This window comes from Methylothermaceae bacteria B42 (genome assembly GCA_001566965.1).
Classification (GTDB): domain Bacteria; phylum Pseudomonadota; class Gammaproteobacteria; order Methylococcales; family Methylothermaceae; genus Methylohalobius.
The window spans coordinates 181,052-200,177 of record LSNW01000014.1; the positions used below are offsets into that span (position 1 = coordinate 181,052).

The 19,126-nt window shown below is 50.4% G+C and carries 19 protein-coding genes and 1 other RNA gene; 10 read left to right on the forward strand and 10 right to left on the reverse strand.

All coding sequences use genetic code 11. The features are described from left to right. Positions 1-116: 116 nt before the first annotated feature. Genes AXA67_07540 through AXA67_07555 form a run of 4 tightly spaced genes read left to right on the forward strand, consistent with a single transcriptional unit; the run spans position 117 to position 2,293 of the window. The gene (locus AXA67_07540; GenBank protein ID KXJ41125.1) at positions 117-785 is read left to right on the forward strand and encodes a hypothetical protein; all 669 of its coding nucleotides are present in this window, start codon (positions 117-119) and stop codon (positions 783-785) included. Beyond that, entirely contained in the window at positions 785-1,525 is a 741-nt protein-coding gene (locus AXA67_07545; GenBank protein ID KXJ41070.1) for a hypothetical protein, read from the forward strand. The genes AXA67_07540 and AXA67_07545 overlap by 1 nt, the downstream gene beginning before the upstream one ends. Before the next feature lie 5 nt (positions 1,526-1,530). Continuing rightward, on the forward strand, positions 1,531-1,881 hold the full coding sequence (locus tag AXA67_07550; protein ID KXJ41071.1) for a transcriptional regulator: 351 nt from the start codon (positions 1,531-1,533) through the stop codon (positions 1,879-1,881). A gap of 1 nt (position 1,882) precedes the next feature. Continuing rightward, the gene (locus tag AXA67_07555; GenBank protein ID KXJ41072.1) at positions 1,883-2,293 is read left to right on the forward strand and encodes a histidine kinase; all 411 of its coding nucleotides are present in this window, start codon (positions 1,883-1,885) and stop codon (positions 2,291-2,293) included. Between the two features lie 4 nt (positions 2,294-2,297). Here AXA67_07555 and AXA67_07560 read toward each other — a convergent pair whose 3' ends face one another. From AXA67_07560 to AXA67_07570, 3 genes are all read right to left on the reverse strand, one after another. Continuing rightward, on the reverse strand, positions 2,298-2,741 hold the full coding sequence (locus tag AXA67_07560) for a universal stress protein A (GenBank protein KXJ41073.1): 444 nt from the start codon (positions 2,739-2,741) through the stop codon (positions 2,298-2,300). Between the two features lie 78 nt (positions 2,742-2,819). After that, positions 2,820-4,709, reverse strand: a complete 1,890-nt coding sequence (locus AXA67_07565) for an ABC transporter ATP-binding protein (protein KXJ41074.1) — start codon at positions 4,707-4,709, stop codon at positions 2,820-2,822. Continuing rightward, positions 4,702-5,208 (reverse strand): gamma carbonic anhydrase family protein, encoded by a 507-nt coding sequence (locus tag AXA67_07570; GenBank protein ID KXJ41075.1) that lies wholly within the window; start codon positions 5,206-5,208, stop codon positions 4,702-4,704. The genes AXA67_07565 and AXA67_07570 overlap by 8 nt, the downstream gene beginning before the upstream one ends. Positions 5,209-5,339: 131 nt before the next feature. On the opposite strand from AXA67_07570, the gene AXA67_07575 reads away from it, so the two are divergent. Both AXA67_07575 and AXA67_07580 read left to right on the forward strand, forming a co-directional pair. Continuing rightward, complete coding sequence (locus tag AXA67_07575; GenBank protein ID KXJ41076.1) at positions 5,340-5,912, forward strand: LemA family protein; 573 nt, start codon at positions 5,340-5,342, stop codon at positions 5,910-5,912. A 9-nt stretch (positions 5,913-5,921) separates the two neighbouring features. Further along, positions 5,922-6,857, forward strand: a complete 936-nt coding sequence (locus AXA67_07580; protein ID KXJ41077.1) for a hypothetical protein — start codon at positions 5,922-5,924, stop codon at positions 6,855-6,857. Positions 6,858-6,880: 23 nt separating this feature from the next. Here the strand turns inward: AXA67_07580 and AXA67_07585 are convergent, their stop codons facing one another. From AXA67_07585 to AXA67_07595, 3 genes are all read right to left on the reverse strand, one after another. Further along, positions 6,881-8,404, reverse strand: a complete 1,524-nt coding sequence (locus AXA67_07585; GenBank protein ID KXJ41078.1) for a hypothetical protein — start codon at positions 8,402-8,404, stop codon at positions 6,881-6,883. Positions 8,405-8,789: 385 nt separating this feature from the next. Next, positions 8,790-9,241, reverse strand: an RNA gene (gene rnpB / locus AXA67_07590) — RNase P RNA component class A. 36 nt (positions 9,242-9,277) lie between these two features. Beyond that, positions 9,278-10,144 carry a methyltransferase gene (locus AXA67_07595; GenBank protein KXJ41079.1) on the reverse strand — a complete coding sequence of 289 codons (867 nt, stop codon included), beginning with the start codon at positions 10,142-10,144 and terminating at the stop codon, positions 9,278-9,280. Positions 10,145-10,939: 795 nt separating this feature from the next. Here AXA67_07595 and pgi point away from each other — a divergent pair. The 4 genes from pgi to AXA67_07615 all read left to right on the forward strand — a co-directional run bounded on the left by pgi (position 10,940) and on the right by AXA67_07615 (position 15,673). Beyond that, positions 10,940-12,589: a glucose-6-phosphate isomerase gene (gene pgi, locus AXA67_07600; protein KXJ41080.1), complete on the forward strand. Its 1,650-nt coding sequence runs from the start codon at positions 10,940-10,942 to the stop codon at positions 12,587-12,589. Further along, positions 12,571-13,302: a hypothetical protein gene (locus tag AXA67_07605; protein ID KXJ41081.1), complete on the forward strand. Its 732-nt coding sequence runs from the start codon at positions 12,571-12,573 to the stop codon at positions 13,300-13,302. The genes pgi and AXA67_07605 overlap by 19 nt, the downstream gene beginning before the upstream one ends. 316 nt (positions 13,303-13,618) lie before the next feature. Beyond that, the gene (locus tag AXA67_07610) at positions 13,619-15,316 is read left to right on the forward strand and encodes a hypothetical protein (protein KXJ41126.1); all 1,698 of its coding nucleotides are present in this window, start codon (positions 13,619-13,621) and stop codon (positions 15,314-15,316) included. 177 nt (positions 15,317-15,493) lie between these two features. Beyond that, positions 15,494-15,673 carry a hypothetical protein gene (locus AXA67_07615; GenBank protein KXJ41082.1) on the forward strand — a complete coding sequence of 60 codons (180 nt, stop codon included), beginning with the start codon at positions 15,494-15,496 and terminating at the stop codon, positions 15,671-15,673. An 8-nt stretch (positions 15,674-15,681) separates the two neighbouring features. Here the strand turns inward: AXA67_07615 and AXA67_07620 are convergent, their stop codons facing one another. Genes AXA67_07620 through AXA67_07635 form a run of 4 tightly spaced genes read right to left on the reverse strand, consistent with a single transcriptional unit; the run spans position 15,682 to position 19,116 of the window. After that, a complete protein-coding gene (locus AXA67_07620; protein ID KXJ41127.1) occupies positions 15,682-15,987 on the reverse strand; it encodes a selenoprotein in 306 nt (101 codons plus the stop codon). 50 nt (positions 15,988-16,037) lie between these two features. Beyond that, positions 16,038-16,886 (reverse strand): hypothetical protein, encoded by an 849-nt coding sequence (locus tag AXA67_07625; protein KXJ41083.1) that lies wholly within the window; start codon positions 16,884-16,886, stop codon positions 16,038-16,040. Between the two features lie 3 nt (positions 16,887-16,889). Next, positions 16,890-17,765: a ribosomal protein L11 methyltransferase gene (gene prmA / locus AXA67_07630; GenBank protein ID KXJ41128.1), complete on the reverse strand. Its 876-nt coding sequence runs from the start codon at positions 17,763-17,765 to the stop codon at positions 16,890-16,892. Between the two features lie 4 nt (positions 17,766-17,769). Beyond that, positions 17,770-19,116 (reverse strand): acetyl-CoA carboxylase biotin carboxylase subunit, encoded by a 1,347-nt coding sequence (locus AXA67_07635; protein KXJ41084.1) that lies wholly within the window; start codon positions 19,114-19,116, stop codon positions 17,770-17,772. Between the last annotated feature and the right edge of the window lie 10 nt (positions 19,117-19,126).

Consider the following 19,126-nt stretch of genomic DNA (forward strand, 5'->3'; position numbering starts at 1 on the left):
TTTCCGCGCCATTACCTCTACAATCTGTCTCAAATTCAGCCGTTGTGGAGAGCGTTATCTTCAATAATCTGTTTATTCGCCAGTTTTTATCGAGCTGCCTGGATTTGGCGCCGGTCATGGTGGTTGTCATTGGGTTTCAATTGGCGGTGATCCGTCAGCCACTACCCGATGCCCTGGACATGATCACTGGCACTTTAATGATTGTCTTGGGGTTGACTTTGTTTGTTCAGGGACTGGAGCAAGCCTTATTCCCCCTTGGCGAATCCATGGCCTATGCCTTTGCCCGTAAGGGCAGCTTGCCTTGGCTGCTTGCTTTTGCCTTTGCCCTGGGGTTTTCGACGACCGTGGCCGAACCTGCGTTGATCGCGGTGGCGGACAAAGCAGCGGAAGTTGCGGCTTTGGGCGGAATGATTGAGGATAGCGAATCCAGTCGCCACAGTTACGCACTCGGATTGCGTTTGACCGTTGCGCTGGGGGTGGGTTTTGCCATTGTTATCGGCGTCATACGGATTATCAAAGGCTGGCCGCTGCATTATTTAATGATTCTGGGGTATTTGGGGGTCGTCATTATGACTGTTTTTGCTCCCCCGGAAATTATTGGCGTGGCCTATGATTCCGGTGGTGTCACTACCTCCACCATTACCGTGCCCCTGGTGACTGCGCTGGGGGTGGGTCTGGCCAGTGCCATTAAAGGGCGCAATCCGGTAGTGGATGGGTTTGGTTTGATTGCTTTTGCTTCGTTGACACCTATGATTTTTGTCATGGTTTATGGGCTGATTTTGTAATGAAGCTGGTGTGGATTCTGTGGCAATCTCTTCGGGATATTCTTCCCATTGCCGCCACCATTGTGGTTTTTCAGGTGCTGGTTATTCGCCGCCCTATTCCCCATCTTGGCCGGTTGCTGGCGGGATTTACTTATGTGGTATTGGGAATGGCACTGTTTCTGCAAGGGTTGGATATGGCGCTATTTCCTTTGGGGGAACTCATGGCCACCCAGCTGACCAGCGGGGATTTTATCCCTTCCCAAGGGGCCGATGCAGGGGATTATTTCTGGGTCTATTTATTTGCCGCCAGTATTGGCTTTGCCACGACCCTGGCGGAACCTTCCCTGCTAGCGGTGGCAATCAAGGCCCAGGAGATTTCCGGCGGAGGCATTAATGCCTGGGGGTTACGCTTGGCGGTATCGGTTGGGGTTGCTTTTGGCATTGCGCTGGGGACTTATCGAATTGTCACCGGCGGTCCATTGTATTTATACATTGTCATAGGTTATGTAATTGTTATTATTCAAACGTTATTTGCGCCTAAATTAATTATAGGGTTGGCGTACGATTCCGGCGGGGTGACAACCTCCACTGTAACCGTGCCGCTGGTGACTGCCTTGGGGTTGGGTTTGGCATCCTCGGTGCCGGGCCGTAATGTTCTGTTAGACGGGTTTGGCCTGATTGCGTTTGCCAGCTTGTTTCCCATAGTGGCGGTATTAGGTTATGCGCAATTTGCTGCTTGGTTTGGAAAAGATGAGGAATAGAGAGAATGCGTTTTAAACTGATCGTGGTTTTTGTGGAAGACGATAAAACCGATTTGGTGTTAAAAACCGCCCGGGATTACGGCGCCACGGGCGCGACTGTGATTACCAATGCCCGGGGGGAAGGTATGCACCGGCCGAAAACCTTTTTGGGACTGACTTTGGAAACCCAAAGGGATGTGGTGTTGATGCTGGTGGAAGAACATCTGAGCCGGTCAATTTTAGAGGCGATCGCCAAGGTGGCTGAATTCGATGTCTCCCCGGGTACCGGGATTGCCTTCCAAATCGATGTGGAAGATGCTGTAGGAGTGCGCCATCAAGTGGAAAAGCTGACGCCTTTGATTGAGGAGGAGATTTGACATGCGGGACAGAAAAAGACCATTAATCCGGGTTCGGGACATCATGCGGACCGATTTTGGCACCATTGAAGGGATTGCCACGATTGACGAGGCGCTGCGAAAAATGAAATCGCTGAAAACTTCGGTGCTGGTGGTAGAAAAACGCCACGCCGATGACGAGTATGGGCTTATTACTTCTGGCGATATCGCCCGTCATGTTTTGGCCAAAGACCGCTCTCCCGACCGGGTCAACGTTTATGAAATCATGTTGAAACCGGTCATCTCCGTCCATCCCAACATGGACATCCGCTACTGTTCCCGGCTGTTCGCCCATTATGATTTAGTACGGGCGCCAGTGATCGAAGAATGCAAGGTCATCGGCATGGTCAGCCCCAACGCTTTGGTATTGGACGGCTTGTATCAGCTTCTATGATGATTTAACCTTCCTTCAAGCGAACCGCCAGGACGTCGCATTTTGCATGGAGGATGACACTGGAAGCGGTTGATCCCAGCAGCACGCCGAGCCCGCGGCGGCTGTGGGAACCCAAGACGATTAAATCGACGTTTTCCTCTTCGGCTACCCGGACAATCTCGAACTTAGGGCTGCCTACTTCCACCCAGCGCCGGTTTTCCGGGATGCCCAGTTTTTCCCCGATCTGATCCAGCTTTTCCTTGGCCGCGGCAATCAATTGTTCCGTGATATTGACATCAAAAGGGATGATGGGGCCGTAGATGGAATCGGTGACCGGCAGATTATCCACTGAGTGCAACACGCTCAATTGGGCCTGGTAGCGGTCTGCCAAATCCTTTGCCCGCTGCGCTACCAGTTCACCGTGTTCTGAAAAGTCGGCGGCTAACAGGATGTGTTTATAAGGTTCCATTGGTAGACTCCTTAATGAATCAGTAGAGAATAATTAGGATCATATCAAAAGCAGGAAGGGATATGCGCATTTGCTTGACTATAAAGTCCCGTTGATGGCATCCAGCTTTTCTTCCGCCGCCATCCAGCGTTCTTCCGCCAACTGTAGTTGTTTATCAATTTCGCCCTTTTCCAGTAACAATGCTTGTAAACGTTGCTTTGCCTCGGGCTGGTAAAGGGAAGGATCGGCCAATTGCTGCTCGAATTTATCTTTGGCAGCCGTCAATCGCTCGACTTCTTCTTCTGCCTTGGCCAGAGCTTGTTTCAGGGGGCGCAGTTGCTGCCGCCGTTTGGCTTCTTCCCGGCGCAGATCCCGGCGGGAAAGCGCAGGGGTTTCAGATTGAGCCGAAGTGCCACGGTTGCGTTGCTCCAATAGCCAGCGGCGGTAATCTTCCAGATTACCGGAATAAGGTACCGCGTGGCCGTTGGCTACCAGCCAATAGTCGTCAGTGACGCAACGTAACAAGTGCCGGTCGTGGGAGACCAGAATCAAGGCGCCTGGGTAGTCCTGCAAAGCCAGGGTAAGAGCATGGCGCATTTCAATATCCAGGTGGTTGGTAGGTTCGTCCAATAGCAGTAAATTGGGTTTTTGATAGACGATTAGCGCCAGCACCAGTCGGGCTTTTTCCCCGCCGGAGAAAGTCTCAACCGGTGTGGTGGCCCGCTCACCGCTGAAGCCGAATCCCCCAAGAAAGCTACGCAATTTTTCTTCTCTGGCCTGGCGGTCGAGTAGCTGGAAATGCACAAGGGCGGTTTGCCGGGGGACTAATTGTTCCAGTTGATGTTGGGCGAAGTAGCCGATCTTGAGTTGATCGGCGGTTTCCTTGCTGCCAACCAACGGGGAAATCTCGCCCGCCAGGGTTTTGATTAAAGTGGATTTGCCGGCACCGTTAGGCCCCAATAATCCTAGCCTGTCGCCCGGCCCCAGCGTTAAATTGACCTCCCTTAAAATAGTGGTTTCCCCATAACCCAATCTGGCATTTTCCAGCCGCACTAAGGGAAAAGACAGATATTCCGGGCGGGGCAAGCGGAAATGGAAGGGAGAGTCCACATGGGCCGGAGCGATTTCCGCCAGTCTCTCCAGGACTTTAATGCGGCTTTGTACTTGTTTGGCTTTCGTGGCCTTGGCGCGGAACCGGTGGATGAATTGCAGCAAATGGTCCTTTTCCCGTTGCTGTTTGCGGTAGGCTGCTTGCTGTTGGGCTAGGGCTTGGGCGCGGAGTTTTTCAAAGGCGGAGTAGTTGCCGGTATAGTGTTTGATGCGGCCTTGTTCCAAGTGCAAAATGTGGTCGCAAATCTGATCGAGAAAATCCCGGTCGTGGGAAATGAGCAGTAACGTGCCGGGATAGGTTTTCAGCCATTCCTGGAGCCATATCACCGCGTCCAGGTCGAGGTGATTGGTAGGTTCATCCAATAGTAATAAATCAGAACGGCACATCAAGGCCTTGGCTAAATGCAGGCGCATGCGCCAACCGCCGGAAAAATCCTCAACTTTTTTTTCCAAATCAGAATTGGCAAATCCCAGGCCATTAAGGAGGCGGGCAGCTTTGGCTTTTGCCTGATAACCGCCGATGGCTTCTAGTCGGGCGTGGAGTTCGGCTTGAAGGATGCCGTCGCCGTTTTGTTCGGCCTTTCGGAGTTGGGTTTGCAGTGCCCGCAGTTCTTTGTCGCCATCGAGCACGTAATCCAGCGCTTGGCGATCCAGATCGGAGACTTCCTGGGTTACGGAAGCGATGGTCAAATCCGGTGGCATCTGCAGGTGACCGCTGTCAGGGGAAAGCTCCCCGAGAATCAGTCCCAACAGACTGGATTTCCCGGTGCCATTGGCGCCGACCAGTCCGGTCCGGTCACCGCGTTGCACCGTAAAAGTGGCGTGTTCAAACAGCAACCGCCCGCCCCGGCGGAGAGAAACCTCGTGAAAACTAAGCATTTAGATAACGGTTTTTTAGTTGAATGTAATGCTGGGCGGAGTATTCAAGGAATACCAATTCGTCATCAGTTAGCGGACGTGAGCGCCGGGCGGGGCTTCCGATATAGAGTGATTGGGCTGCCAGTTGTTTCCCCGGTGGTACCAGCGCGCCTGCGGCCAGAATAATCTTGTCTTCCAGTACCGCGCCATCCATCACAATGGCGCCAATTCCGATCAAGCAAAGATCACCGATGGTGCAACCGTGGATAACCGCCCGATGGCCGATGGTAACCTTTTGACCAATCGTTAATGGATAGCCTCCCGGCGAGTGGGGGCCATCGTGGGTGACGTGCAAGACGCTGCCGTCCTGTACATTGGTGCCAGCACCGATATGAATGTGATTCACATCACCACGGACGACCGCTTGAGGCCAAATGGAAACTTCATCTTCAAGGTGCACATCGCCGATGACGACAGCGCTTTCAGCGATATAAACGCCGCCCCCTGAATAAGGGGTCATATTTCCAAAGGTTTTGCGTGTCAATTCTGTCTCCGTTGCCACTATACTTTAAAAAAGGCTTACCGTGCTTTCCAAGCAGGGAAGGCGAGTCATTAACCTCAAATTTAATTTTACCTAGGGAGTTTTGAAACATGCTGGTTTTCTTGGTTGTCCTCCTTGCTTTGATTATTATCCTGCTTGTCTACGGGATTGTCATATATAACCGGTTGGTGGCATTAAAACACGGGGTTTCCCAAGCCTGGTCCAATATCGATGTGCTTCTCAAACAGCGCCATGACGAACTGCCCAAATTGGTGGAAGTATGTAAGCGCTATATGAAATTTGAACAGGAAACACTGGAGAAGGTCATGCGGGCCAGGGCTAGTGTTTTTCAGGCCCAGCACCAAGGCGATGTGGGGGCGTTGGGTAAAGCTGAAGGGCAGCTCAGGCAGGGGTTGATGAATCTGTTCGCGGTGGCGGAAAGCTACCCGGAACTGAAGGCGGACCAGTCATTTCGCCATTTGGAGATCCGTATCACCGGACTGGAAAATGCCATTGCCGACCGGCGCGAATTCTATAATGAGGCGGTGAATAATAACAACGTCCGCATTGAGCAATTTCCAGATGTACTGATCGCCCGCAAATTGAATTTTCAGCCTTTCAAATTGCTGGAGTTTAACGAAGAAGAGAAAAGCGATGTCAATCTCCAAACCCTATTTGGTTGAAGTAAATTAATGATCGAAGCGTGGTTGCTGCACAGCCCGCCAGTGCATTTCTGGGGATTGATGGTTATATTGGCAGGCGTGGCAATAGGCTCATTTTATACAGCCTTCCGTCGTCTGCGCCGGGTCAGGATAATAGAAGACACGCCAACGGCGAAGATCCGTTCCGCCCACCAAGGGTATGTCGAGCTGGAAGGTTGGGCCCGGATGCTGCCCGGCGAACCTATCTACGCCCCCTTGAGCAATCGTCCTTGTGTCTGGTACGAATATACCATTGAACACAGAGAATCAACGGGATTTGGAAGCCGCCGGCACAGCCATTGGAGCAAAATTGCCCATCAGCGCAGTGATGCCATTTTTGCGCTGGAGGATGCGACAGGGCGGTGCGTCATCGATCCGGATGGAGCGGAAGTCATCCCGGAAAGGGTGCTGACCTGGTACGGCCATGACCGGACGCCTGGAGCGTCTCCGCCTGGCCAAGGGGCGCTCATAGGTCCTTATCGTTTTAGCGAGAAGATTCTGGAACCAGGGAAACCGCTCTACGCTATCGGCTTGTTTACCACGATGGGAGAAGGCGGTGGTAGCGATAGCCTGGAAACAGAAACCCGGGAATTGATTCTCCAGTGGAAGCATGATCAAAATTATCTTTTAAAACGCTTTGATCTCAATCAGGACGGCAAGATAGATGAGAAGGAATGGCGAATTGTGAGAAAGCAAGCCGCCAAAGAGGCGGTTAAACAACGTTTGGAAAAGCCGCCTGAACCCGTAGTGAATTTGTTGAAAAAGCCGTTGGCCAAGGATCAACCCTTTATCCTTTCAGCAATTCCTCAGGACAAACTCATTTCCCGTTTCAGAATCAGTAGCGGATGGATTGTTGGTGTGTTTGTCCTATGTTGCGGGCTATTGGCTTGGGCGCTGAAAGTGAGATTGCACTTGGCATTGGGGTAAAACCGAGTGCTGTCGGGACCACATTAAACGGTTTTTTCCAGCGCGAATAAATCGAATGCTGGCGTCGAGTCGACCAGGGACTTGAGCCAATAATTTTCTACCTTGCCGTTTTGGTGATGCACTTGTACCCATTGGCCTTGCTGCCAGACGAAGGCGGGGCTCAGCAAGCTTGTTGGCCGGCCCAGGGTTGGTTGGGGCGGAATGAGCAGTCCCCACTCACGGCGGAATTCGCCTTGGGCATCGGGGGAGATTTTTAAATTCACGACAACGACATTGATTGCAAAGGTGATAATTTCAATTCCAACTAATAACCCTTGATCCGGGTCTTTTTGCAACCAGCGGATCGCGCCGATTTCCAGATCATCACCGTGATTGAGAACGACTAATAACTCTCCAACCTTGAGTTTGGACAAGGCGTGATCCATCCATATCAGGCAATAGCCTTGGGCGCTTGAATTCAGCAGTTTGCCGGGAAAATGATTTTGTTTATTGTCCTGATCCCTTTGAGCGGGTTTTTCTTGAAGGCCGAAGTCAGGGGTGGAATACATTTGATTCACCAGTCTTTGATAGACATCCCGTTCCATGCCTTCGTAGATTACCTGACCGGTATCAAAAAGTTCGTCACCATCTAAAGGCAGTAGGTCAAAATCCCCAGTAGAGAGGAGATTCTCATCCATGCGCCCGGAAGGTGTTGCCAATAACGACTTGAGATTCTGGTGTATTTTGCCTTCTTTATTGAGTACCGCAATCAAGTCTTCCAGACCCACGACCAATAAACATTCGCTATTTTCTTGCATCCTGCCCCATTTGCGGTGTTTAGGGGCGCCGAGCGAATGGGCGATTTGCAGGGCCAGTTTGCGCGTGGCATTGACTGGCAGGACAGATTTACCAGTAGCAGCCGGTGGATTAGAAATAAATTTAAGAAGCTGTTTGACTACTTCCTGGCAATAAATAAAGCGGCTGCCGATAGATTCTGGATGTTCGACCAACTTAGCCGAGCGCGGCGGGGTAGGGTCATATAGATCGAAATGAAAATAAGCCTTCTTTTGCTGATAACTGGGCTTGGAATGTATCTCTGCAAATTGGGCAAAGGATTGTAAAAATAAATCTATTTGTTTGAGATCCCGCTGCCGAAACCGCTGAGGCGCGCATAAGCTAAACAGAAACAGCCTCAGAAAATGGGCTTGGTTGAAAACTGGCATGTGTGAAGACGGGGTGTTGTCTTCGAATAAATTATCGTATTCAGCCATCTCATAGAGGCGGTATACTTTGCGCCAAAAAGTATCATCCAATGGTTCGTAGACTTGGGCAGACAGAACCTGCACCCGTTGCAGGCTGTCAATCGCTCTGACAAGCGCGGTAGTTTGGTCTGATTTGGAAAGTTCTTTTGCTTTGAGAAAGTCCTTGGCAAAGACGGTGATAAGATAGCCTTCACTGACCTCCTGATAGAGCTCAAGGGCCAACATGGCCTGCAGTTTGCTGTCTTTTGATAAAGGGAGGGCGGTATCGAAAAGAAAATTTTCCAGGCCGTCAACGAGCTGGAGCAAGTAGGGATAATATTCCTCTAGCAACTGGTAGCGAAGGCCCGTAGATAGAACAGTATGGTTCAGCGCTCGGATCTGAGTCAGAATACAGTTACCGGTGTTATGGCAATCCAGCCAGGGCAGCGTGGCTAGCCAATTTCTGAGCGAGTTTGGGTCGGTAAATATAGGTGGGGAGCCATCATTATTAGACACGCGTCATCCTATAAGTGATCAGTTGAGCCAAGGATTCTTTTTGTGCCGGGTTTCCTTGGAAAATCCAAGGCATCCAGCCAGCGTAAACCTTCTTTTCCATCCCAAATTGCAGGCAATCATACCTTTAAAATGCTTTGGGTAGTAACAGTTTCCAAGGTTCTTCAGTAAGTGTAGACGAAGCTGGAAATTAATGAAAAAAGAGAGCCGGCCTGTAAGCCGGGTTCTGTCGAGGGCAATCATTCCTCTACGGCATACGTCGCCACATGCCTTTAGCGATCTACCCGGGAGCTTGTGCGGGCCGCACATGGATTGTTTCCCTCGCTCCCCTATTTGATCTTGCTCCGGGTGGGGTTTGCCGTGCCGCGGATTGTTGCCAACCGCGCGGTGCGCTCTTACCGCACCGTTTCACCCTTGCCTGTACCCGACTGACTACCTTTTCCGATTCTCGAACCAACTAGTCAAGCCTGATTCCAAATACAGGCTGTCGATGTCGGGACTTTTTGATCGAGGTAGTCGGGTCATCGGCGGTCTATTTTCTGTGGCACTTTCCATGGGTTCACACCCTCCAGGCGTTACCTGGCACCCTGCCCTATGGAGCCCGGACTTTCCTCTCTCGAAAAAACCGAAAGCGATTGCCCGGCCGACTCTCTCTACCTTATTTGACCAGAATTCCCGGCAAAAGTGTTAGCTATTTTTCTTATGAATCTTTTGCCAGTCCAGGGCTGCTTGATATAGGGTTTTCTTTCGCGCTCCGGTTATTTTTTCCGCCAGGGTGACAGCGGTCTTTAAAGGGCACTCTTCCAAGAGCAAATGCAATGTGCGAAGGTGTTCTGCAAGAATACCTTCGGATGTCGATGGGGGGGCGCCCTCCAACAATAGTACAAACTCTCCTTTCTTGAACGCGGGGTTTTGATGGAAGATTTCAGGCGCCGAGCCCGCCGTTGTATGAATGAATCGTTCGTGAATTTTGGTGATTTCCTTGGCAATGACCAAGCGGCGCTGTGAAGGAAAAACCTTTTGAATGTCTTCAAGGCATTTTTCAAGCCGGTGACTGGATTCGTAAAAAATAATGGTACGGGGCTCGGTGAGTAATGCTTCAAAAAAGCGTTTGCGGGCATTGGACGTCCTGGGGGGGAATCCTTCAAAGGCAAAGCGGTTGGCAGATATGCCCGCAGCAGATAACGCCGCAGTAATAGCACAGGGGCCAGGTATGGGAGATACTGTGATGCCTGATCGGTAGGCGGCGTTGACTAAAGGGAAGCCAGGGTCGTTGATGAGGGGAGTGCCAGCATCGGAGACCAGGGCAATGCTACTACCTTGTTGAAGCCGGGTGATTAGAGAAGCTAATTTCTCTATTTCATTATGTTCGTGAAGCGCGGTGACGGGGGTGTCAATGCCGTGGTGGGAAAGAAGTCTACGGCAATGACGGGTATCCTCTGCCGCAATCAGGTCGACCTGTCGTAATACCTCTAGGGAACGTAAAGTAATGTCTGCTAAATTGCCGATGGGCGTAGCGACAATATAAAGCTTTCCCTCGAAGACTTCAGTCACGTGGTAGTGGTGGCTTCTCTGCGTCCTACCAAACGGTGCTGTAACCGTTTCAATGATAGATAACAACGTTGTTTAGCAACAAGCAAATAGATAACGAACAACAGTTTTGCAATGACTAGATAGCTTGCGAAGCGTTTCATGATCTTTACCTCTAAAATGGTCTTACTGAAATATATGCATATCATGGGCCAAAATTGGGTTTTGGCCTAATTCAATGAGTTGGTTATAGTGTGAAGCAGTTGGTAAAAAAAAGCGTTAAAAAAGTTGACAGAATTTGTCACATTTTTCCCTTGCTTTTTCAAAAAATGACAAGTTAACGTAGCCAAGTTAAATTTTGATGAAACCCATTAAGGTTCGTTTTCCTATGACGTCAGTTGGTTTACCATGTTCCCTAAGGAATCGCTAAATAATTCAGAGATTCCTGCGGTACAAAAAAGTAGCGCCAAAATCAATCACATCAAGCGATTGATTTTGCATAAAAAACGAAAATCGTACTTTTTTAAGCGCGGAAGATTCAAGGATGAATTATTTCGCGATTCCCTAAAGCGCAGCCTTGAGACTAGGTTTTGTCCCTACCATGCTGAAGGGCCTTTAAGCAGAGTAAAAGTGTCATTCAAGGGATGTAAAATTGCCGAGAAAAAGAGGTGTGCTCAGAGGCCATTCTTAAGTATGGCTTGTTTGGCGTATCTACAAAAACAATGTAAATAAAATGGACACTTTGTTTCGGTCGCTCACAATGGAAAACGTAAGATATTTCCTTCGCAGTTTCCTTTCAACTACTAAAACAAAAAAATGATGTCATCACCAACTTCGTTACCTGTATGGCAAGCGCTAGTCCGGCACCATGAAGAAATAGCCTCCTGCCACATGCGCGACTGGTTTAACGCTGATCCACAGCGTTTCACCCGTTTTTCACAGCATTTTGGAGATATTCTCTTCGATTATTCCAAGAACAGAATCACTGACAAAACACTCGGATTATTGCTTCAACTGGCGGAGCAAAGCGGTCTTGCCACGGCAATCGATGCCATGTTCCGCGGTGAAAAGATTAACCTTACAGAACAACGCGCTGTATTGCATGTCGCGTTGCGAAATCGATCCGCTGATCCAATTTATGTGGATGGCCAAGATGTCATGCCCGAAGTCAGGCGGGTTCTAGAAAAAATGCGCCGCTTCACGGATTTGGTGCGTAACGGAAAATGGCTGGGATTTACCGGCAAGGCGATTACCGACGTGGTTAATATTGGCATTGGTGGTTCCGACCTGGGGCCGAGGATGGTGACAACCGCCTTGACGCCTTATCACAAACAAGGGCTGAGGGTACATTTCGTCGCCAATGTAGATGAATCTGATCTCCTAGAAACCCTAAAAGGATTGAATCAAGAGACCACGCTTTTTCTAGTCGCTTCTAAAACCTTTACCACCCAGGAAACCATGACCAATGCTTTTTCCGCGCGTGAATGGTTATTGACCGCGGCAGGCGGAGATCGCAGCGCCATTGCCCGTCATTTTGTTGCTATTTCCACCAATCGCCAGGCGGTAGAGTCCTTTGGAATCGACAGCGAGAATATGTTCGAATTTTGGGATTGGGTGGGAGGCAGGTTTTCTTTATGGTCCGCGATTGGCCTGTCTATTGCCATAGCTATTGGCATGGATTATTTCGAAGAATTACTCGAAGGCGCTTTTGAAGTCGATCAGCATTTCAAAACCATGCCATTTTCCAGGAATATTCCAGTGATTATGGCGCTAATGGGCATTTGGTATAGCAATTTTTTTGGCGCGGAATCCTATGCGGTGTTGCCTTATGATCAATACATGCGCTTTTTCTCTGATCACCTGCAACAACTGGATATGGAAAGTAATGGCAAAAGCGTGACTTTGGATGGCAAGCCGGTTGACTACCAAACCGGCCCGATTGTCTGGGGACAGCCGGGCACCAATGGACAGCATGCCTTCTATCAATTGATTCATCAAGGCACCCGCTTGGTACCTTGTGATTTCATTGCACCGGTGCAAGGTCACCACAAATTGGGGGACCATCATGCCATTTTGCTGGCAAATTGCCTTGCCCAGGCCGAGGCATTGATGAAAGGCAAAACTCCGGACGAGGTGAGGGAGGAATTGAAATCACTGGATTTATCAGAGTCGCAACTTGAGCTTTTGGTGGCGGCGAAAACTTTTCCCGGCAATCGGCCATCGAATCTTTTCCTGTTAAAAAAATTGACACCCAAAGTACTGGGCAGCTTGATTGCTTTTTATGAACACAAGATTTTTGTGCAAGGGGTCATTTGGAATATCAACTCCTTCGATCAGATGGGCGTGGAATTAGGAAAACAACTGGCCAAGGCCATTCTTCCCGAGCTTAAAGGCGATGAGATTAGCCAACACGATGATTCCACCACCGCTCTGATCAAAACCTACCGGCAATGGCAGTCAATAGATTGAAGAAAGAAATTCTAACTTTCCCGACGCCGGAACAAACCTTCATCGCGGTAGCAGACAGATTTTCCACTGCCGCCAAGCAAGCCTGTCAGTCTGGCGGGCGTTTCACTATTGTCCTGGCTGGAGGAGAGACGCCAAGGGCTTTATATCGATTATTGGCGACTGCCTACCGGGATCAATTTGATTGGCAAAGGGTTTATGTATTTTTTAGTGATGAACGATTTGTGCCTCATGCCGATCCTTTGAGCAATTACCGGATGATCAAAGAGACACTGCTCGATTCTGTGCCCATACCAGAGCCGCAGATCTATCCCATGCCAACTGAAGGGGTTTCTTTGGAACAGGCGGCCCTTCAATATGAAGCGCAGCTGTTATCTTTCTTTCAGGGGCCACCTTGCTTTGACTGGGTTTTGTTAGGACTGGGAGAAGACGGGCATACGGCTTCGTTATTCCCTGGTCAAAATTGCTTTTCCCAGCAATGGGTAGCAGCGGTTGCAGATGCGCCTAAACCGCCTCCTCAGCGACTGACCTTAACCTATCAGACTTTCAATCAAAGCATGGAAGCGGTTTTTCTGGCAACGGGATCTCAGAAAGCCAAGGTAGTTGCCAATGTGCTGCAAGCGCCTGAAACAAACTTGCCTGCGCAGAAAATTTCTCCCAAACAGCGATTGGCTTGGTATATAGACGAGGCAGCTGCCGGATTGCTGAAATCCTAGACCCGCTTTTATTCCGAGTAGCGATAAATTTTAACTTATTAAAATCAATGCTTTATATGTAAAAGCAAAGAATGGCAATAAATGGCAAAAGGATTTTTAACTTGTATAAAAAATATAACAAATGATGCTTGCTTTGATATCGTGCTGTTGATAAGGTGAAAGTCACATAAGAAGATTCTTATTTGATTTTCAGGCGATGACATAAGGTTGTAGAGGAGGCATGGTTATGGCTGATAAAGTAGATCTAAAAAGAAGGCGGTTGTTACAAGCGGCCGGGGTTGGCGCAGCAAGTTTGGCGGCATTTCCGGCTTTCCCTATTATCCTCAAGCGGCAGGCCGGCCGCAAAGTAGCGCGTCCACCATCCGCTGCGTTTTCTCCGGACGTGGAAATAGATTTGGTGGCTGGGGTTTCACGGGTTCCTATCCTCAAAGGCCAGTCAACTTCGGTTTGGCGGTATTTCGCCAAAGTGGTAAAGGGTGATCCAGGTTCAGTAATTCCGCTCCAGAATACTTATCTGGGCCCGATTCTCAAATTCAAGACCGGACAAAGAGTCAGGATCACTTTAAAAAACCAATTGCCGGAGAAGCATATTACTCACTGGCATGGATTGCACTCGCCTTTTGAAGCCGATGGCCATCCTAGTTATGCGGTGCAACCCGGGCAAGAATATGTCTATGAATTCGAGGTAAAAAACCAGGCTGGCACTAACTGGTACCACCCCCATACCAATATGTTAACCGGGAGCCAGGCTTATGCTGGATTGGCGGGTTTAATCATTGTCGAGGATAAAAAAGAGCAAGATTTGCCCCTTCCCCGGGGCGAATACGATGTGCCTTTGGTCATTCAGGACCGTACCTTTAATGACCGCAATCAATTCTTGTATGACCGCCGTGGCCCTATTTCTATTCTAGGTTTTTTGGGGGAGCGGATTTTGGTCAACGGCCAGCCGGACTTCACCATGAAGGTAGCGTCTCGTGCCTATCGCTTTCGGGTGTTGAATGGTTCTAATTCCCGGCTTTATAAATTGGCATGGAGTGATCATTCTCCCGTGACAGTGATTGCGACGGATGGCTCGTTATTAGAAAAGCCGGTCACCAGACCCTATATCATGATTGGTCCCGGTCAACGGGTAGAAATTTGGCGGGATTTTTCCAAACCCGGCGTGGGCAAAGAGATAACTTTGGAAAGCCTGGAATTTGAGGGCACGATGCCCCCCCCTTATGAACAGCAAATGCATGGACGCCGATCGATGGGAGGCATGGGACCAGGCGGCATGAGAGGCCGGGGTATGGGTGGCATGGGGATGATGGGCCGGGGTATGGGAATGATGGGCGGCCGAGGCGGCATGGGCATGGGGCCCTTGGCGGTAATGGCAAATCATATCCCGCAAGGCAGCGCTTTTACTATCGCTCGATTCCACGTGACCGAAAAAGCCAAGGATAACCTTGAGCTACCCGATAAACTTTATTCCCGTCCTCTTTATCGTTTGGAAGACACCGTTAATCCGGATGATCCGCGTCCCATTGCTATTGGCACCCAGGGCCGGCACTTTACCTTGAATGGCAAGGTTTTTGAGATGCTTGGCGCGCTGGATGTGGAAACCATCCCTGTGAATACGATACAACTCATGGAAATTTTCCACGCGCATGGCATGGAGCACGAGGGAGATGAAAACGAAAAGAAAGAAGGAGGTATGTCCATGCAAGGAGGCATGGGAGGCATGGGAGGCATGGGAGGCGGCATGATGATGTCGATGGTTCACCCCATCCACCTGCATGGCCAATATTTTCAAATTGTCAAGCGCACTCCGCCGCGGGAAGGTCATGGCTCAGGTTATGACACGGTCAAAGACGGGTTTATTAACGAAGGCTTGCACGATACCGTTTTGGCCATGCCAGATGAGCGGATTACTCTCATCAAACCTTTCGCCGATTACAAAGGGTTATTCTTGTACCACTGCCATAACCTGGAACACGAAGACGCAGAGATGATGCGGAACTTCAAAGTGGTGTAGGACCTGTTGAGCTGAAAATCTACTATAAAGGGCATCTTAAGGGTGCCCTTTTTGGTCTGATTTACTGATGTTACGCGCGATCATTCCGCATTATCCTCCCCTTCCCCGACCCTCTCCCGCAAGCGGGGGAGGGGCAAGGGCGGATTATCTTACCCTACCGTGCCGGCGAGGAAGGGGATGTGGATTGTTCTCCGCCCAACGACAAAAGCGGCGGAAAACCAAGCGTTGCTCCCCTCTCCTTGTGGGACAAATCCGTCGGGAACGGATTTGAACGCGCGAAGCGCGGCCCGCGAGGGAGAAGGGCAGGACGCCCGAGTAAAGGGGCCGGGGGAGAGGATATTCCGGGCAAGTGCGTAACCAGTGATTTATTCAAAGCTTTCTAAAGAGGATGGGCTATCGCTATGGCCCAAATGTTTTTTCGGGGCAATCCGATCTCTAAGCCTTTGCTTGATTTCTTTGGCTTCGGGAAATCGTCCCTCCTCCCTGCGGCTCCAAAGGATATGCTGGTCTACACGGATCTCGAAGATGCCGCCTTGGCCTGGAATTAAAGCGACTTCGCCAATTTTTTCCGAAAAAGTTGAGAGTAACTCCTGTGCTAGCCAAGCCGCTCTAAGCAGCCAATGGCATTGAGTGCAATATTCAATCTCGACTCTTGGACGCTTCATGGGCATGGATGCGTTGTCGCCGATCTTCATGCTTTTTAACCGCAAACGGGGTGGGTTCACTCGAGAAACTCGAAACTGAATCCTCCAACTGGCTTGGAAGGTGCGGCCAGATTCAAATCGACGAAGATCAATTGATGGCTTGGCATCAACGGGGGATGATCCGGAGGAAGGTATTCATCCGGTTTGAATATGCGGCTGGCAATGGGGGTGCCATCCAGGGAACTGAAGGAGATTTTGAGCAGGGGATAAGGTTGGGGATAGGGCGCTTCATTGACAATCACTAGATGAAATTGATAGCCTTCTACGCTATTTTTGGTGGGGTACAGGGCTCGATCCACAACCTTGATTTCAGCCAGGTTGCGAAAAGGGGGCAAGGAGCATCCCACCATCCCGCAAAAACTTTCTAGCCAGGGCCTAAAGCTTGGATTTTGCGCCAGTTTGTCCTTTTCGTAGACAAATAGTTGGATCAGCAACAAAATCGCCAATGCCGCCGTAGCTAACGTCCGGTATAGCCTGGCTCTGGCCTCTGCTTCGTCTTTTTCCTGTTCCTTGGCGCCCATGGAGAGCAACACATCCGCATCGAAGGGTTTGATCTGCGGTTCTTGCTCGATATTAGGCTTTGGTGGCGGTTCGGTTTGAAAGGGGCCTGCTTGGGTTTTGCCTTTGCCTTCTTTAGGCGCTTGATCTTCCGGTTTAACTGCGACCGCATTTGCGCCCAATTCCGGCAACTCCAAAATGCAAGACGAGTGGTCCTCGGCAGCCTCTTCTGGCGTCTCGCCCAGATTTTCCAAAGCTCCAAAAATAATGTTGCAGTGGGTGCAGATGACTTCTCCCCGTCCGCTGCGGAGCTGTTCGGCGCTGATTTGATAAATGGTGCGACATTGAATGCAACGTGTATACAACATGGATCAACAAAATCTATTCCCTGTTAAAAGAACCCATCCTTCCCGGAAAATCGGAGCCTCGAACTGAATCTGGCCACTATACGCACGCTGGACCTCCGCTATCTGGTTTTCCATAATCCCAGAAAGCGCCAGTTTCCCGCCCCTTGCTATTATTTTTGTAATTTTCGGAGCTAATTCTATTAAAGGTGTGGCCAAAATGTTGGCTACAACGACATCAACGGTCAAGTCAGGCATACTTTGAGGATAACAGCAGATCAGCTGCTTGGCTACCCGGTTTTTGTCTGCATTTTCTTTAGTGGCAATCAGTGCTTGGGGGTCAATATCGACAGCGACGGCTTGCCGCGCGCCAAGCAGCAATGCGGCAACAGCCAAAATTCCCGAACCGCAGCCATAATCCACTAAGGTTAGCTGTTGGAGATCCTGCTGTGCCAGCCATTCCAAGCAAAGTGCCGTGGTGGGGTGGGTTCCGGTGCCAAAAGCCAATCCCGGATCTAACACTAGTCGAATGCCTTCCGGGGCAGGGGGTGTTTGGCCACTGGGACAAATCCATAAACGGCCAAAAGCAAGCGGCTTGAAGTGCTCTAGCCATGCCCGTTCCCAAGGCTGGTCTTCCAATCGCTCTTGACGGAAATCCGTTACTGTATCAGGGAAGTGCTTTTCCAGAGAAGCTTGGATTTCTCCAAGATTGGCATCGATTTCGAACAGGGCAGTCAAGCGCGTCTGTTGCCATAGCGGCGTTTCGCCCGGTGCGGGTTCCAGCAGAGCTTGGTCACCCAGTTCTGAAAAAGTGACTGCCAGCGCGCCGTGGGACTCCAGAAGCTCGCTAACCCCTTCGGCAACTTCGTTGGGTAAGGAGCAGGAAAGCTGTAGCCAGGGCACCTTATTATTCACGCATGCCGAGCATGTCTTCCAGGTAATGAATATGCTGGCCGCCGCTGCGGAAACCACTATCGGAAATGATTCTGCTGAGAAGCGGAATATTACATTTGATTCCGGTGATTATGGTTTCACTCAGGGCGGTACGCATTCTTGCCAAGGCGCAGCTTCGAGTTTCACCGTGGGCAATCAGTTTGCCAATCATCGAATCGTAAAAGGGTGGCACCCGGTAACCCGCGTAAATATGGGTATCCACGCGAATGCCAGGGCCTCCTGGCAAATGGAGCTGTTCGATCAAACCGGGAGACGGCATGAAATTATCGGGATCTTCGGCATTGATCCGGCATTCAATGGCGTGACCCCGCATGACAATATCCTCTTGGGTATAGGACATGGGCTCGCCAGCGGCAATGCGGATTTGCTCCTTGACCAAATCAACACCAGTGACCATTTCTGTCACCGGGTGTTCTACTTGGAGGCGGGTATTCATTTCAATGAAATAGAATTCTCCGTCTTCATACAAAAATTCGAAGGTGCCCGCGCCCAAATACCCAATTTCCTGACAGGCCAATGCGCAACGCTCGCCAATTTCCCGGCGCTGATCTTCCGTCAGCCCTGGGGCGGGAGCTTCTTCCAAGACTTTCTGGTGGCGGCGCTGCATCGAGCAATCCCTTTCCCCCAGATGGATGGCGTTACCATGACTGTCCGCCAGGATTTGGAATTCTATATGCCGGGGGCGTTCGAGGAATTTTTCCATATATACTTGATCATTGCCGAAAGCGCTGCTTGCTTCGGCCTTGGTCATGGTAATGGCGTTAATCAGCGCGGCTTCGGAATGGACCACGCGCATGCCGCGACCACCGCCGCCGCCAGCTGCCTTGATGATGACCGGAAAGCCAATTTCCTTAGCCAATTTCAAGTTTTCCATGTAGTCATCCCCCAGTGGACCGTCGGAACCTGGGACGCAGGGGATGCCCGCCCGCTGCATGGCTTCTTTGGCGCAGATTTTATCGCCCATCAGGCGAATGGTGTCAGGCCGTGGGCCAATGAAAATGAAGCCGCTTTGCATAACCCTTTCCGCAAAATCGGCATTTTCCGAAAGGAAACCGTAACCTGGGTGAATAGCCACGGCATCGGTGACTTCCGCTGCGCTGATGATGGCGGGAATATTGAGGTAACTGTCCGAAGATGGGGCCGGGCCAATGCAGACAGCCTCGTCCGCCATGAGGACGTGTTTCAGATCCCGGTCTGCTTCGGAATGGACGGCGACGGTGCGGATGCCCATTTCCCGGCAGGCGCGCAAAATACGCAAGGCAATTTCGCCCCGATTGGCGATCACAATTTTATCGAGCATGATGAATCCC

What these genes read in the sequence shown, in the direction of transcription:
- AXA67_07560 (KXJ41073.1), bottom strand. Translation starts at nt 2,741, where the DNA reads ATGGAACCTTATAAACACATCCTGTTAGCCGCCGACTTTTCAGAACAC.
- AXA67_07550 (KXJ41071.1), top strand. Translation starts at nt 1,531, where the DNA reads ATGCGTTTTAAACTGATCGTGGTTTTTGTGGAAGACGATAAAACCGAT.
- AXA67_07605 (KXJ41081.1), top strand. Translation starts at nt 12,571, where the DNA reads ATGGCAGTCAATAGATTGAAGAAAGAAATTCTAACTTTCCCGACGCCG.
- AXA67_07545 (KXJ41070.1), top strand. Translation starts at nt 785, where the DNA reads ATGAAGCTGGTGTGGATTCTGTGGCAATCTCTTCGGGATATTCTTCCC.
- AXA67_07575 (KXJ41076.1), top strand. Translation starts at nt 5,340, where the DNA reads ATGCTGGTTTTCTTGGTTGTCCTCCTTGCTTTGATTATTATCCTGCTT.
- AXA67_07635 (KXJ41084.1), bottom strand. Translation starts at nt 19,116, where the DNA reads ATGCTCGATAAAATTGTGATCGCCAATCGGGGCGAAATTGCCTTGCGT.
- AXA67_07625 (KXJ41083.1), bottom strand. Translation starts at nt 16,886, where the DNA reads ATGTTGTATACACGTTGCATTCAATGTCGCACCATTTATCAAATCAGC.
- AXA67_07620 (KXJ41127.1), bottom strand. Translation starts at nt 15,987, where the DNA reads ATGCCCATGAAGCGTCCAAGAGTCGAGATTGAATATTGCACTCAATGC.
- AXA67_07555 (KXJ41072.1), top strand. Translation starts at nt 1,883, where the DNA reads ATGCGGGACAGAAAAAGACCATTAATCCGGGTTCGGGACATCATGCGG.
- AXA67_07615 (KXJ41082.1), top strand. Translation starts at nt 15,494, where the DNA reads ATGTGGATTGTTCTCCGCCCAACGACAAAAGCGGCGGAAAACCAAGCG.
- AXA67_07570 (KXJ41075.1), bottom strand. Translation starts at nt 5,208, where the DNA reads ATGACCCCTTATTCAGGGGGCGGCGTTTATATCGCTGAAAGCGCTGTC.
- AXA67_07565 (KXJ41074.1), bottom strand. Translation starts at nt 4,709, where the DNA reads ATGCTTAGTTTTCACGAGGTTTCTCTCCGCCGGGGCGGGCGGTTGCTG.
- AXA67_07540 (KXJ41125.1), top strand. Translation starts at nt 117, where the DNA reads ATGGTGGTTGTCATTGGGTTTCAATTGGCGGTGATCCGTCAGCCACTA.
- pgi (KXJ41080.1), top strand. Translation starts at nt 10,940, where the DNA reads ATGTCATCACCAACTTCGTTACCTGTATGGCAAGCGCTAGTCCGGCAC.
- AXA67_07580 (KXJ41077.1), top strand. Translation starts at nt 5,922, where the DNA reads ATGATCGAAGCGTGGTTGCTGCACAGCCCGCCAGTGCATTTCTGGGGA.